This window comes from Buchnera aphidicola (Pemphigus immunis) (genome assembly GCF_964059115.1).
In the GTDB taxonomy this organism is placed as follows: Bacteria; Pseudomonadota; Gammaproteobacteria; order Enterobacterales; family Enterobacteriaceae; genus Buchnera_C; species Buchnera_C aphidicola_C.
This window is the reverse complement of sequence record NZ_OZ060408.1, coordinates 472,839-487,806: the sequence shown is the minus strand read 5'-3', so window position 1 is coordinate 487,806 and position 14,968 is coordinate 472,839. Positions and strand designations below refer to the sequence as shown.

Below are 14,968 nucleotides of genomic sequence, written 5' to 3'. Positions count from 1 at the left end.
TTAATATTTTATCCTTATTTATTTAAATGTTTAATTTCTGATAATTATACATTTTATTGTACCATTTTTTTTCTTTCATTAATTCAGAATGATTTCCTATTTGAGAAATTGATCCATTTTCTAACACAATGATATTATCGGCATTAATTAATGTTGATAATCTATGGGCAATTATTATCAAAGTGTGATTATTTGTTTTCCATTTATTAATATTTTTCAATATTATTTGTTGACATTCTCCATCTACAGCAGATAATGCGTCATCTAATATAAGTATTTCAGTATTTGTTAATAATGCTCTGGCAATAGCAATTCTTTGTTTTTGACCACCAGATAACATAATTCCCCTTTCGCCAACTTGGGTATCGTATCCTTTAGGTAGTGTTAAAATTTCTTGGTGAATATTAGCTAAATAAGCTGATTGTTCAATTTCTTCTTTAGTAGCATGAGGTTTTCCTAAAGATATGTTGTTAGATATGGTATCTGAAAATAGAAATGAAGTTTGATTTACCATAGCAATGCGATGACGCCATGATTTTATTTCACAATGAGATAAAGGTATATTATTATAAGATATGTAACCATCTTTTATATCAAATTGTTTTTGTATTAAATATAATAATGTACTTTTTCCTGATCCTGTTGGACCACATATTCCTAATATTTTTCCGGGATAGAGTTTAAAAAAAATTTTATTTAATGCATTTTTTTTACTGTTTGGATAAGTAAATTTATTAATTTTAATTTCTAAAATACACGGAGTAGATGGAAATTTTTTATTATTTTTTTGAGAATTAGATACTTTATTTCCTATAATTAATTGTATTCTTTCCCAAGCAGCACTTCCTCTTTCTACGATATTAAACATCCAAGCTAACGCCAACATTGGCCATACCATGAGTCCAAGATACATAATAAAACTAGTTAATTGTCCTAATGTAATTTCTCTATTCCAAATTAAACAACCACCACCTGTAATGGCAATAAGGTTAGATAATGAAATACCTAAATGTATAGTAGGATCAAATTTAGCATCTATTTTTGCTACTTCCATATTTTTTTTTCCAGCTATTTTTGCAACTTGATCAAATTTTTTACATTGTTCTATTTCTAATCCGAAAGCTTTTATCATACGGATATTAGTTAAACTTTCTTGAGTTTGATTTGTTAGCACAGAAAATGCTACTTGTGCTTTACGAAAAGTAGTATGTAGTTCTTTTCCATATTTTTTTATGATTAAAGCCATAATAGGCATGGGTATTAAAGATAATAACGTTAATTTCCAGCTAATTTGGGTAAACATAATTATCAATACTGATATTCCCATTATTAATGAATCTACTAGTGTTAAAACACCTTCTCCAGCAGCAAATACCACTTTATCTACATCGTTTGTTGCTCTAGCCATTAGATCACCAGTTCTATTTTTTAAGTAAAACATAGAATTTTGAAAACTAAGGTAATTATAAAATTGTATTCTTAATTCTACTGCTAATTTATAAGCAGCTCCAAAAAGTAAAACTCGCCACATATATCTTAGAATATAAACTAATAAAGCAGTAAACAACATAACAATAATCCAATATAAAATTTGCATATTGTTTATTTTATTTTTCATTACTAAATCAACAAGCATACCTACTACTTTAGGAGGTAATAATTGTAAAATAGCAATGGTAATTAGTAAAAATATTGCTCCTAAATAACGTTTCCATTCACGTATGAAGTACCAACTTAATTGATTAAATAATTGCACGAAAGAATCCTAAATTATGTGTTTTTAATGGTTGTTATATTTAATATATAATATTTTATTTATAATATCTAAATACATTACAATAATTTATGTATATTGTTTTATTAAATATTTAGTAGGTATTAAAGATCAAGTATATAATTTTTATTAAATTAAAATTTATTTTTTAAAAATATTTTTATAATTTTTGTATTGTCATTAAATGATGAAAATTGATTTTATTAAAATAGTTTAAAATAATTTAATAAAAATTTTTATATAAAAAAATAATTTTTTAATAATTATTATTATTATTTTTGTAATATAATTATTTTAATATATCATTAAAAATTTATTTTTATTTCTGAAAATTTTATATAGTAATATTATGTATATAGTACTTAATTAATTGTTATATATTGAAGTTTTTACTTATATATATTAATCTTTTTTTTATTTAAAAAATGTTTTTTATATAAATATATTTATATTCGTTATTTAGTTATTTACTATTATTTTCAGAACTTTTGTTTCATAAAAATATTATATATACAATATTTTTTTTTTATAAACATATATTTTTTTTTAAATGTTAAATTAATGTGTATTATATATGTAAAAATTAAAATTTTTATATAAAAATAATTTTTTTATTTTATAGTATCAATTTCTTTTAAAACATAATTTGATTAAATTAATTAAAAAAATTTTAAAAAATATAAAAACAAGTTGAAAATTAATACATATGTTCAACTTGTTTTTATTTTTAAATAATATGTTTTCAATTTTTTTAAAAAATATAAGGTTTATTCTCCAAAGCAATATTAAATACTTCTTCTATATTTTTTACAGGATGTATTAATAAACTAGAAATAATATTTTTAGGTATTTCTTCTAAATCCCGTTTATTTTCGTAAGGGATTAATACTTTTTTTATTCCTCCACGATGAGCAGCTAATAATTTTTCTTTTAGTCCTCCTATTGTTAGCACTTCACCTCTTAAAGTAATTTCTCCTGTCATTGCGATATCGGCATGTACTGGATTTTTTGTGAGAGAAGAAACTATTGCTGTACACATAGCTATTCCTGCACTAGGTCCATCTTTAGGAGTAGCACCTTCTGGAACATGTACGTGTATATCGTGTTTTTCATAAAATTCTTTATTTATTCCTAATTTTTTTGCTTGAGCTCTGACTACTGTCAAGGCAGCTTGTATAGATTCTTGCATGACTTCTCCTAGAGATCCAGTATAGGTAAGTTTACCTTTTCCTGAAACACAGGTTGTTTCAATGGTTAGTAAATCACCTCCAACTTCTGTCCATGCTAATCCTATAACTTGTCCAATTTGATTTTTATTTCCTGATTTTCCATAGTCAAATCTTTGAACACCAAGATATTTTTTTAAGTTTTTACAGTTTATTTTAACTAATTTTATTTTTTTATTTAAAACTAATGTTTTAACTGTTTTGCGACATATTTTTGATATTTCTCTTTCGAGATTTCTTACTCCTGCTTCTCGTGTATAATAACGAATGATATCAGTGATAGCATTATCTGATATTGTTAGTTCTGTTGAATTAAGAGCATTTTCTTTCATTTGTTTTGGTTTTAAATATGCTTTAGCTATATTTAATTTTTCGTCCTCAGTATAACCAGATATGCGAATCACTTCCATTCTATCTAGTAAAGGAGCAGGAATATTAGTTGAATTAGAAGTAGCCACAAACATAACATCAGAAAGATCATAATCTATTTCTAAATAATGATCGTTAAAAGTAAAATTTTGTTCTGGATCTAGCACTTCTAGTAAAGCAGAAGCGGGATCTACTCTTATATCACACGACATTTTATCTATTTCATCTAATAAAAAAAGAGGATTTTTCACTCCTATTTTTGCCATTTTTTGAATTATTTTTCCGGGCATAGATCCAATATATGTACGGCGATGACCTCTTATTTCAGCTTCATCTCTTATACCACCTAATGCCATTCTAATATATTTTCTTCCTGTTGCTCTGGCAATAGATTGTCCTAAAGAAGTTTTACCTACTCCAGGAGGACCTACTAAACATAAAATTGGTCCTTTTATTTTACTTATTCTATTTTGTACAGCTAAATATTCTAAAATTCTTTCTTTGACTTTTTCTAATCCAAAGTGATCTTTATCTAGTATTTCTTGAGCAATAGAAATATTTTTTTTTATTTTGCTTCTTAAATGCCATGGAACTTGAATCATCCAGTCTATGTAACTTCGGATTACAGTAGCTTCTGCAGACATTGGCGACATTAATCTGAGTTTTTTTAATTCGGATTTTGTTTTTATTTTTGCTTCTTTTGGCATTTTAGCAGCATTAATTTTTCTTTTTAAAATTTCATTTTCATCGGGAGTATCATCTATTTCTCCTAGTTCTTTTTGAATAGCTTTCATTTGTTCATTTAAATAATATTCTCTTTGACTTTTTTCCATTTGTCTTTTTACACGGTTCCGTATTCTTTTTTCGACTTTTAATAAATCTATTTCTGATTCCATGATTGCCATCAAATATTCTAATCTTTTATCAATATTAGGAATTTCTAATATTGTTTGTTTATCTGATAATTTTAGGGGCATATGTGCTGCTATGGTATCAGCGAGTCTAGCAGCATTATCTATATTACCAAGAGAGTTTAATATTTCTGGTGGTATTTTTTTATTTAGTTGGATATATAATTCAAATTGGTTAATAGTGGTACGTACTAATACTTTTTGTTCTTTATTTTGAATTTTGGGAGTTTTAATTAATTCTATTTCTGATGTAAAATAATGTCCATTATTGTTGAATTGATTTATTTTTGCTCTTTGTAATCCTTCTACAAGTACTTTTATGGTACCATCTGGTAATTTTAACATTTGTAAAATAGAAGCAATAGTTCCTATATTAAATAAGTCTTCAAATTTTGGTTCATCTATAGAAGCTTCTTTTTGTGAAACCAACATAATTTTCTTATTTTGTGCCATAGATGCTTCAATGCATTTTATTGATTTTTCACGACCTACAAATAGCGGAATTACCATATATGGATACACAACAACATCACGTAATGGTAAAACAGGAATTTCTATCTTTTCGGAAGATATATTGTTCATAAATATTTCTCTGAGTTAGATTTTTTCATTAGAAAGATATGATTAAGATAGATAAACATAAATTTTATAGTATGTGGTGAGTATATAGTAATGAATATCGGATATTCAATGATAAGTACTTAAAAAAATGAAAGGGGAAACTCCCCTTTCTAATGATATTACCGAGTATTTTAATTTACATTTCTTCAGATATTTTTTTAGATATATGATTTTTTTTTATTAATAATGGTAGTGATTTACCTTGTACTACTGATTTATCAATAACTATTTTTTTTATATTTTTCATAGAAGGTAATTGGTACATGGTATCAAGTAAAATTTTTTCAATAATTGAACGTAAACCTCTAGCTCCTATTTTTTTTGTTTTTGCTTTTTTTGCAATAGTTAAAATTGCTTCGTTATCGAATTCTAATTCTACTCCTTCTAATTCAAATAAAATTTGATATTGTTTTATTAAAGCATTTTTAGGTTCACATAAAATTTTAATTAAATTTTCTTCGTTTAAGTCATGTAATATGCTGATTACCGGGAGACGTCCTACAAATTCTGGAATTAGACCAAATTTAATTAAATCTTCAGGTTGTATTTTTTCTAATAATTTATTTTCATTATTTTTTTCAGATTTATTTTTTACAATTGCATTAAAACCAATATTTATTCCTATTTCTGTTCTTTCTGCAATAATTTTATTCAAACCTGGAAATGTACCTCCACAGATAAATAATATTTTAGATGTATCTACTTGTAAAAATTCTTGTTGAGGATGTTTTCTTCCACCTTTAGGAGGTACAGATGCTAGAGTTCCTTCTATTAATTTTAATAAAGCTTGTTGCACACCTTCTCCAGATACATCTCGAGTAATAGAAGGATTATCTGATTTTTTTGATATTTTATCAATTTCATCTATATAAATAATACCAATTTGGGCCTTTTGAATATTATAATTACATTTTTGTAGTAACTTTTGAATAATGTTTTCTACATCTTCTCCTACGTATCCTGCTTCCGTTAAAGTGGTAGCATCTGTTATTACAAATGGTACTTCAAGAAATTTTGCTAGCGTTTCTGCTAATAAAGTTTTTCCACTTCCTGTAGGACCTATTAATAGAATGTTACTTTTGCCTATTTCAATATTATGTTTATTAGAAATATAATGTATTTTTTTATAGTGATTATAAACAGCGACTGATAATGTTTTTTTTGTTTTATTTTGTCCAATGATGTAATTATCAAGATGTGTTTTAATCGCATGAGGAGTAGGTAAAATTTTATTTTTATTTTTTAATAATGTATCGTTAGTTTCTTCTTGTACAATTTCATTACATAAGGTGATGCATTCATTACAGATATATACTGAAGGGCCAGCTATCAATTTTAATACTGATGTTTGATTTTTTCCGCAAAAGGAACAGTATAGTATGTTAGCAGTGTTGTCTTTTTTTTTATCAGACATTAATAAACCTCTTTTTCCTATCGTTAATTCTTTTACTTACAACTATTATAGATTAAATTATATATTTAATAAGTAATGATATAAAAAATATGTTTAATTATGGAAATATTTTTTTATTTTCGATAAGTTAATATTTTGTCTACTAAACCATAATTTACTGCTTCTGATGCGGAAAGAAAACAATCTCTTTCGGTATCTTTATTTATTTTTTTAATGGATTTCCCAGTATGTAAGGATAGAATTTTATTCATATTTTTTTTAATTCTTGCTATTTCACGCGCATGTATATCAATATCTGATGCTTGTCCTTGATATCCTCCTAAAGGTTGATGAATCATCACTTTCGAATTAGGTAAACAGAATCTTTTTTCTTTTTCTCCACTTGCTAATAACAATGCTCCCATTGAGCAAGCTTGGCCTATACAAATAGTGTTTACTTGTGGTTTTATAAATTGCATAGTGTCATAAATAGACATACCTGATGTAATAACTCCACCTGGAGAATTGATATATAAATGTATATCTTTTTCAGGGTTATCAGCTTCTAAAAATAACATTTGTGCTACAACAATATTAGCTGTAATATCCTCAATATTACCGGTAATAAATATTATTCTTTCTTTTAAAAGACGAGAATAGATATCAGAATATCTTTCTCCTTGCGATGTTTTTTCTACAACAAAAGGTATTAAATTCATGTGAAATTTGTCGTTTTTATATGACATATAATCTCCAAAAACGTTTTAAGTTATCAATATTTGATTCTAAAATATTAAAAAATTTTATCTGAATTTTTAATAGTCATGTATTTTTTATATGTTTATTATTATAAAGTATATTTTTGTTTTCAGTTTATGAAATATTAGATATGTTTGTATATAAACTATTTTTTATAAAAAATAGTTAGATTTTATTTAATTGGTACTAAATAAATGTTTCATTATACGATGTTTAATAATTTTTATTATAAAAGATTATTATTTATTTTTTAATAAGGATAATGGTTGATTATATTTTTATATTTAATATTTTTTGTTAAAAAAATTAAAAATATATTTTTTCATTGGATAATTTTAGAAAAATTGTATTTTTTATTAACTAATTTTTAATGGATATATGATAATCTTATTAGGAATTGATCTATAAATTCTTTGGTAGAAAATAAAAATTTTATATAACTTTAAGATTTATATTTTTTTAATAAATTTTTTATTATTTTTTGATAATAATCATGCTTATTTTTATTTCTTAATGATAATAATTTTTTTAGTGAATATTAGAGGGTACTGTTTATATATTTTATTAGATATATTTTATGATAGAATTGATTTTTATAATTTAAATTAATTTTAATAAGTTTTTAAAATATTATATTATGTATAGTATAAAAATTAATAAATAATTTTTATATTTGTGATTAATTTTTTATTAAACGATAAAAACATTTTTATTATTATTAATTTTAATTGAGGTTAAATAATCATTTAATAAGAGTAATCTAAATAAGAAACATATATTTTTTGAATATATATAAAACGTAAATTTTTCGTTTTTAATATTATTTTATTTTTTTATGCAATGAGGAGATTTAAAATCATTATTTTTCATATTTTTAAATTCTTCTTTAGTATAGGTATGTATGGATATTCCATGAATATTATATGTATCAATAACACTTGATAATAAAGTATAAACTTCTTTATGTCTTATTATTAAACTCTTTTTAATAAATTTATCACTTATTATTATAATTTTAAAATGACTAAATGGTCTATTTAATAAATTGTGTTTTTTACTTTCATTATGAATAAATACTTTATTTTTACCAAATTGTTTTTCTAGTGTTTTTAGTATTTTATATTTGATCATATTTTCACTTGATTATTTAAGAGAATTAAAAATTTTAATATTTTAATGTTAATTAAATATTTTTGTTTTGAATGTATTTAAAATTATTAATTTTATTTAATTAAATTAAAAAATTAATAATTTTATTATTATATAATAATTTTGATCAATTTTTTTTAACATCTATTTTTAAAATAATATATTTACGTTATAGAGTATAAACATATTTTATGCATTATATTTTTATTATTATTATTTTTAAATAAAAAATGTAAATTATATATAATTTATATTTTTTCAGTATACTACATATAAATATATTTATTTATTATATTTAGATTTATAATCTATACTTTTTTAGAAAGTGTTATTTTTAAAGTATATAATTATGATATTAAAATTTTTTATTGAGCTTGTGGAATAAATACCAATGAAAGCAAAAAATTTTTTTAGGATTTTATTATTAGTTACTTCTTTTTTATTTTTAAGTGGTTGTCAAAGTATTATTTTAGATCCTAAAGGTTATATTTCAATGGAACAAAGTTCTTTGATTATTACGTCTTTTTTGATGATGTTGTTAGTTGTTGTTCCGGTTATTTTTATGACTGTATTTTTTGTATGGAAATATAGTATTACAAGTAAAAATACGAAATATAGTCCTAATTGGGATCAATCACATAAAATAGAAATATTCATTTGGGTTTTACCTATTTTAATTATTTTTTTTCTTGCTTGTTTATCGTGGAAGTCTGCTCATAGGTTGGAACCTAGTAAACCTATACATTCTTTTGTAAAACCGATAGAAATACATGTAGTGGCATTAGATTGGAAATGGTTATTTATATATCCTGAATATAATGTTGCCACGATTAATGAAATATCATTTCCAATTAATACACCAATAGTTTTTAGGATTACTTCAAATTCAGTAATGAATTCATTTTTTATTCCTGCTCTTGGAAGTCAAATATACGCAATGGCAGGTATGGAAACAAAATTGCATTTATTGGCTAATGAATCAGGTTATTATAAAGGTTTTTCAGCAAACTACAGTGGTCGTGGTTTTTCCGATATGAAGTTTTCGGTAATAGCGACCAGTAATAAAAAATTATTTGATAAATGGATAAAGAATGTTAAAAAATCTCCTTATACGTTAAATACTATGAAAATGTTCCATTATATTGCTTTTTATAAAAATAAATTTTCAGTGCAATATTTTTCTCATGTGAATAATGATTTATTAAATAAAATTATACATCAATTCAATAAATGATGTTTTATTAAAATAACAAATAAACATTTAATTTTTTTAATATTGTGCATTGCATTTAAGGAATAGATATGTTTGGTAAATTAACATTAGATGCGGTACCGTATAATGAACCTATTATTATGGTTACTTGTGCTATTGTATTTTTTGTTCTCTTATTTATATCAGTTAGATTGACTTATTCAGGTAATTGGAAATATTTATGGTCAGAATGGTTAACATCTGTAGATCATAAAAGAATAGCAGTAATGTATATTATTCTTGCGTTTGTGATGTTGTTTCGTGGTTTTATTGATGCGGTTATGATGCGTATTCAACAGGTTTTAGCATCTTCAGGAAATGCTGGTTTTTTACCTCCTCATCATTATGATCAAATTTTTACTGCTCACGGTGTAATTATGATTTTTTTCGTAGCTATGCCGTTGGTAATAGGATTAATGAATTTAGTAGTTCCTTTACAGATAGGAGCTCGTGACGTTGCATTTCCTTTTCTTAATAATTTAAGTTTTTGGTTAACTGTTAGTGCTGCTATTTTAATTAATTTATCCTTAGGTATAGGAGAATTTGCACAAACGGGTTGGCTGGCGTATCCGCCATTGTCAGGTATTCAATATAGCCCAGGAGTAGGAGTAGATTATTGGATTTGGAGTATTCAGATTTCTGGTATAGGAACAACTTTAACTGCTATTAATTTTTTAGTTACAATATTAAAAATGAGAGCACCGGGAATGATTATGTTTAGGATGCCAGTATTTACATGGACAGCTTTATGTACTAATGTATTAATGCTTGTATCTTTTCCGGTATTAACTTTAACTCTTTGTTTATTATCTTTAGATCGTTATTTAAATTTTCATTTTTTTACTAACGATCTAGGAGGTAATCCTATGATTTATATTAATTTAATTTGGATTTGGGGGCATCCTGAAGTATATATTTTAGTATTACCAGTGTTTGGTGTTTTTTCTGAAATTGTTTCAACTTTTTCAAAAAAATCTTTATTTGGATATCATTCTCTTGTATGGGCAACTATTGTTATTACAATTTTATCATTTATTGTATGGTTACATCATTTTTTTACCATGGGTGCAGGTGCTGATGTAAATGCGTTTTTTGGTATTACAACAATGATTATAGCGATACCTACAGGAGTTAAGATATTTAATTGGTTATTCACCATGTATGAAGGACGCATTCAAATGCATTCCGCTATGATGTGGACTGTAGGATTCTTAATTACATTTTCAATTGGTGGTATGACAGGGGTATTACTTTCTTTACCAGCAGCTGATTTTGTATTGCATAATAGTTTATTTTTAATTGCTCATTTTCATAATGTTATTATAGGTGGTGTTGTTTTTGGTTGTTTTGCTGGCATTACATATTGGTTTCCAAAATTATTTGGATTTACCTTAGATGAAATTTGGGGAAAACGTGCATTTTGGTTTTGGTTTATTGGTTTTTTTATTGCTTTTATGCCGTTATATTTTTTAGGTTTTATGGGTATGACTCGTCGTATTAGTCAAAATATTAATCCTGAATTTCATGTAATGTTAGTTATAGCATCTTTAGGTGTATGTTTGATTATGATAGGAATAATATGTCAAATTTTTCAAATTTATATTTCTATTCGTGATTCTCAAAATTATTTAGATTTTACAGGAGATCCATGGGATGGCAGAACATTAGAATGGTCCATTTCTTCTCCGCCTCCTGTGTATAATTTTGCAAATATTCCTATGGTAAGTGATAGAGATGATTTCTGGAGAATAAAACAATTAAAAGAAAAAAAAGTTGAAAAGGTTATTTATTCTAAAATTATTATGCCTAAAAATACTTCTTTTGGTATATTTATTAGTTTTTTTTCTTTATTATGTGGTTTTTCAGCAGTGTGGTATATATGGTGGTTATTTTTATTTTCTTTAGTATCTATTTTTTATTTGTTAATTTTAAAAAGTTTTAAGAATAGAACACATTATACTATTTCTATAGAACAAATTGAGAAAATTGAAAATAAACATTTTAAAAATTTAAAAATAGCAGGTTTAAAATGATAATAAATAATTTAATACCTATTGTTGAAATGAATAAAAAAAAATATATCAATGACGTAATAGAATCAAAAAAAATATTTGGTTTTTGGTTATATTTAATTAGTGATTGTATTTTGTTTGCAACAATGTTTTCTGTTTATTTTGTTATGGTTAATAATACTGCTGATGGTCCTACTGGAAAAGATATTTTTAAATTATCTTTTATATTATTAGAAACTATTTTACTATTATTTAGTACTATTTCTTATGGTTTAGTTAAAATATCAGTATATCAAAACAGGTTAATGAATACCGTTATTTTTTTATTTATTACATTTTTTTTTGGTTTAGGTTTTATTGGATTAGAATTTTTTGAATTTTATAGTTTAATTAAAAAAGGTTATGGTCCTAGTCGTAGTGGATTTTTATCTGCTTTTTTTACTTTAGTAGCTACTCATGGGATACATGTATTTTTTGGTGTTTTTTGGGTTTTGGTGATGATATGTCAGATAATTAAATTTGGTATATCAAAAACAACATATATTCGTATTTTATGTCTTGGTTTATTTTGGCATTTTTTAGATTTAGTATGGATTTGTTTATTTACTTTTGTATACTTAATTTGTTTTCTTTAATTTTAGGTTATTAAAATTTCATTATGCAAAATATTATTAAATTATATATATTAGGAAGTATTTTTTCTGTTATTTTAACAATGTTTCCATTTTTATTTATTATGGTAAATTATTTTTCTAAAGCAACATTATTTTTTTTGGTTTCTTTTTGTGCAATGTTACAAATTATTGTTCATTTACGTTATTTTTTAAATTTGAATACTGATATTGAAAATAGATGGAATGTTGTAGCAGTATTATTTTCTACTGTGATTATTTTTATTATTATTTCTGGTACAAGTTGGATTATGTCAAATTTAAATTCTAATTTAATGCAATGTTAAATAATATTTTTATGATAAAAGTGTATTTTTTATGTTTTTTAGAGTTAATAAAACCAAAAATTATTATAGGTAATTTAATTTCACTTATGGGTGCTTTTTTTTTAGCATCGAAAGGTAATATTGATTATAATTTATTTTTTTTAACTATAGTAGGAACATCATTGTTAATTGCATCGGCTTGTATAATGAATAATGTTATAGATAGAGATATAGATGCAAAAATGAACAGAACTAAAAATAGAATTTTAGTACATAAATTATTATCAATAAAAACAATTTTTTATATTTCTGTGATATTTTTTTGTATAGGAATGTATATATTTTTTTCTTTTATAAATATTTTATCAGCGTTTTTAGTTTTAATAGCATTTTTTATATATGTTTTTTTATATAGTATATATATGAAGAGAAATAGTATTTATTCTACTTTTATAGGTAGTTTATCAGGTTCTATTCCTCCACTTATAGGATATTGTTCTGTTGTTAATTCTTTTGATTTTTGTGCATTTTTTTTATTTTTTATGCTTGTTTTTTGGCAAATGGCTCATTTTTATTCTATTGCTATTATTTATCTTAATGATTATGAAATAGTTAATATACCTTTATTCCCTATAGAAAAAGGTATATTAGTTACTAAATATCATATTATTTTTTATATTTTATTTTTTATTTTTTTTTCATTGATGTTAACTGTCATTGGTTATACTGGTTATATATATTTTTTATGTTCATTTTTATCGGGATTTTTTTGGTTGTATTTAGGATTAAAAGGATTTTATACTTTAGATAACGTTATTTGGGCTCGTAAATTATTTCGTTTTTCTATTATTTTGATTTTTATAACTAGTGTTATGATGTCTTTAGATTTTATTCCTTAATTTTTAATATATTCATTTATTTTTTTTATATATTTTTATAAAAATATGGTAATAATTTAACAATTTTATTTTTTATAAACAAGACGTTGGGTTAGGAATACCGGCTATTTTACTAATTTTATGCAGAGCATTATCGGAGAAAAGTATAAACAAGTATGTACTATTTATTTTTTCTTTTTTTGTTTTTTTTATATAAGTTAGAAACATTCTCATCGATGGTGTCATTTTAAATTCTTCATAAAATTTTCTTATTATATATATTATTTCCCAGTGTTTAGCAGTCATTTTGATCAGTTCTTTCTGCGCAATTTTTTCAGCTGTAAATTTATTCCATGTTTGATATTTATCTAAATAATTACTGTAATTATTATTTTTTTTTTATGTTTATGTGTCATATTATACAATTAATATTAATCTGATATGAATATAAAGAAAAATTATAAAATGAAAAAAAAAGAATTACAAGCTGTAGTTGGTTTATGTTTTATTTTAAATTTAAGAATTTTTGGTGTTTTTATGATTCTTCCAGTAATTAGTACTTATGGTTTATTATTAGAAAATGGAAATAAATTTTTAGTTGGTGTAGCTATTGGTATTTATGGATTGACACAGTCTTTTTTTCAAATTCCATTTGGTTTTTTCTCAGATAAAATTGGTAGAAAATTAGTTATTTTATTTGGTTTGATTTTGTTTTTTTTAGGTAGTTGTGTATCTGGTATGACTTATTCTATTTGGGGTTTGATATTAGGAAGAGCATTACAAGGGTCAGGAGCTATTTCTGCTACTTGTATGGCGTATATATCAGATTTTGTTGAAGGTGCACAGTATACTAAAATAATGTCTTTAATTGGTATTACTTACGGATTGACATTTGCATTATCAATTATAATTGGACCATTGATTGTTAGTTTTTTAAATTTTCAAGCTTTATTTTGGTTTGTTATTTTTTTAGCTTTTATGGCTATTTTGGTAACTTATTTTTTTATTCCGAACATTGTAGTATCATCTAGTAATTTTAATTTTTATAGTTTTAAAAAAGGTATTTATACTATTTTACAAAAATATGATTTAATTAGATTATATTTTGGTATTTTTATATTACATGTATTATTAATGTTTATTTTTATTTTTTTGCCTTTACAATTGGTTTTTTTTAAATTTTCTTTAGATGATCATTGGAAGTTATATTTAGTTATTATTTTTATTTCTTTTATTTTTGTTATAGGAATATTTTTATTTACTAAAATAAAGTTAAAAATCATGTCAATATTTTTATTATCGAATATTTGTATTGTTTTATCGGAAATAATTTTTTTTAATTTTATGTCGTCATGTTATATTTTTTTACTTGGTATTGAAATATTTTTTATAGCTTTTAATATTTTAGAATCTTTAATTCCGTCTTTAGTTGGTAAAAAATCTTGTTCTCAATATAGAGGTACAGCTATGGGCATATATTCCACAGCACAATTTTTAGGGATATCTTGTGGGGGAATATTAGGTGGATGGATATTGAGCATATTTGATATATTAGGTTTATTAATATCAGGATTATTTTTTTCTATATTATGGTTTTTAGTCAGTGTTGCAATAAAAAATGAAATATGATTTTAAGAATTAAAAGATTAAAAATGGATGGATATAAATTTGAAATATTTTTTAAAAA

11 protein-coding genes and 1 pseudogene are annotated in these 14,968 nt (G+C 23.6%); 6 read left to right on the top strand and 6 right to left on the bottom strand.

The annotated features are described in order from the left end of the window. Nucleotides 1–22: 22 nt before the first annotated feature. The 5 genes from AB4W77_RS02065 to AB4W77_RS02045 form a co-directional block, all read right to left on the bottom strand. Nucleotides 23–1,756, bottom strand: coding sequence for a SmdA family multidrug ABC transporter permease/ATP-binding protein (locus tag AB4W77_RS02065; protein ID WP_367681353.1), 1,734 nt, complete (start codon nt 1,754–1,756; stop codon nt 23–25). Between the two features lie 769 nt (nt 1,757–2,525). Next, on the bottom strand, nt 2,526–4,862 hold the full coding sequence (lon, locus tag AB4W77_RS02060; RefSeq protein WP_367681352.1) for an endopeptidase La: 2,337 nt from the start codon (nt 4,860–4,862) through the stop codon (nt 2,526–2,528). Nucleotides 4,863–5,037: 175 nt separating this feature from the next. Beyond that, nucleotides 5,038–6,315, bottom strand: a complete 1,278-nt coding sequence (gene clpX, locus AB4W77_RS02055) for an ATP-dependent Clp protease ATP-binding subunit ClpX (protein ID WP_367681351.1) — start codon at nt 6,313–6,315, stop codon at nt 5,038–5,040. A gap of 113 nt (nt 6,316–6,428) precedes the next feature. Beyond that, nucleotides 6,429–7,040 carry an ATP-dependent Clp endopeptidase proteolytic subunit ClpP gene (gene clpP / locus AB4W77_RS02050; RefSeq protein WP_367681350.1) on the bottom strand — a complete coding sequence of 204 codons (612 nt, stop codon included), beginning with the start codon at nt 7,038–7,040 and terminating at the stop codon, nt 6,429–6,431. Between the two features lie 838 nt (nt 7,041–7,878). Further along, the gene (locus AB4W77_RS02045) at nt 7,879–8,184 is read right to left on the bottom strand and encodes a BolA/IbaG family iron-sulfur metabolism protein (protein ID WP_367681349.1); all 306 of its coding nucleotides are present in this window, start codon (nt 8,182–8,184) and stop codon (nt 7,879–7,881) included. Between the two features lie 409 nt (nt 8,185–8,593). Between AB4W77_RS02045 and cyoA the strand changes: the two genes are divergently transcribed. The 5 genes from cyoA to cyoE all read left to right on the top strand — a co-directional run bounded on the left by cyoA (nt 8,594) and on the right by cyoE (nt 13,302). Then, a complete protein-coding gene (gene cyoA, locus AB4W77_RS02040; protein ID WP_367681348.1) occupies nt 8,594–9,436 on the top strand; it encodes a ubiquinol oxidase subunit II in 843 nt (280 codons plus the stop codon). Between the two features lie 68 nt (nt 9,437–9,504). Beyond that, nucleotides 9,505–11,487 (top strand): cytochrome o ubiquinol oxidase subunit I, encoded by a 1,983-nt coding sequence (cyoB, locus tag AB4W77_RS02035; RefSeq protein ID WP_367681347.1) that lies wholly within the window; start codon nt 9,505–9,507, stop codon nt 11,485–11,487. Continuing rightward, nucleotides 11,484–12,101 carry a cytochrome o ubiquinol oxidase subunit III gene (cyoC, locus tag AB4W77_RS02030; RefSeq protein WP_367681346.1) on the top strand — a complete coding sequence of 206 codons (618 nt, stop codon included), beginning with the start codon at nt 11,484–11,486 and terminating at the stop codon, nt 12,099–12,101. Before cyoB ends, cyoC begins: the two co-directional genes overlap by 4 nt. A 23-nt stretch (nt 12,102–12,124) precedes the next feature. After that, the gene (cyoD, locus tag AB4W77_RS02025) at nt 12,125–12,424 is read left to right on the top strand and encodes a cytochrome o ubiquinol oxidase subunit IV (RefSeq protein WP_367681345.1); all 300 of its coding nucleotides are present in this window, start codon (nt 12,125–12,127) and stop codon (nt 12,422–12,424) included. 11 nt (nt 12,425–12,435) lie between these two features. Next, on the top strand, nt 12,436–13,302 hold the full coding sequence (cyoE, locus tag AB4W77_RS02020) for a heme o synthase (protein ID WP_367681344.1): 867 nt from the start codon (nt 12,436–12,438) through the stop codon (nt 13,300–13,302). 72 nt (nt 13,303–13,374) lie between these two features. Here the strand turns inward: cyoE and AB4W77_RS02015 are convergent. Then, a pseudogene (locus AB4W77_RS02015) lies at nt 13,375–13,653 on the bottom strand (TusE/DsrC/DsvC family sulfur relay protein); the annotation flags it as partial. A 93-nt stretch (nt 13,654–13,746) separates the two neighbouring features. Between AB4W77_RS02015 and AB4W77_RS02010 the strand changes: the two are divergent. After that, complete coding sequence (locus tag AB4W77_RS02010) at nt 13,747–14,910, top strand: MFS transporter (RefSeq protein ID WP_367681343.1); 1,164 nt, start codon at nt 13,747–13,749, stop codon at nt 14,908–14,910. Nucleotides 14,911–14,968 lie beyond the last annotated feature (58 nt).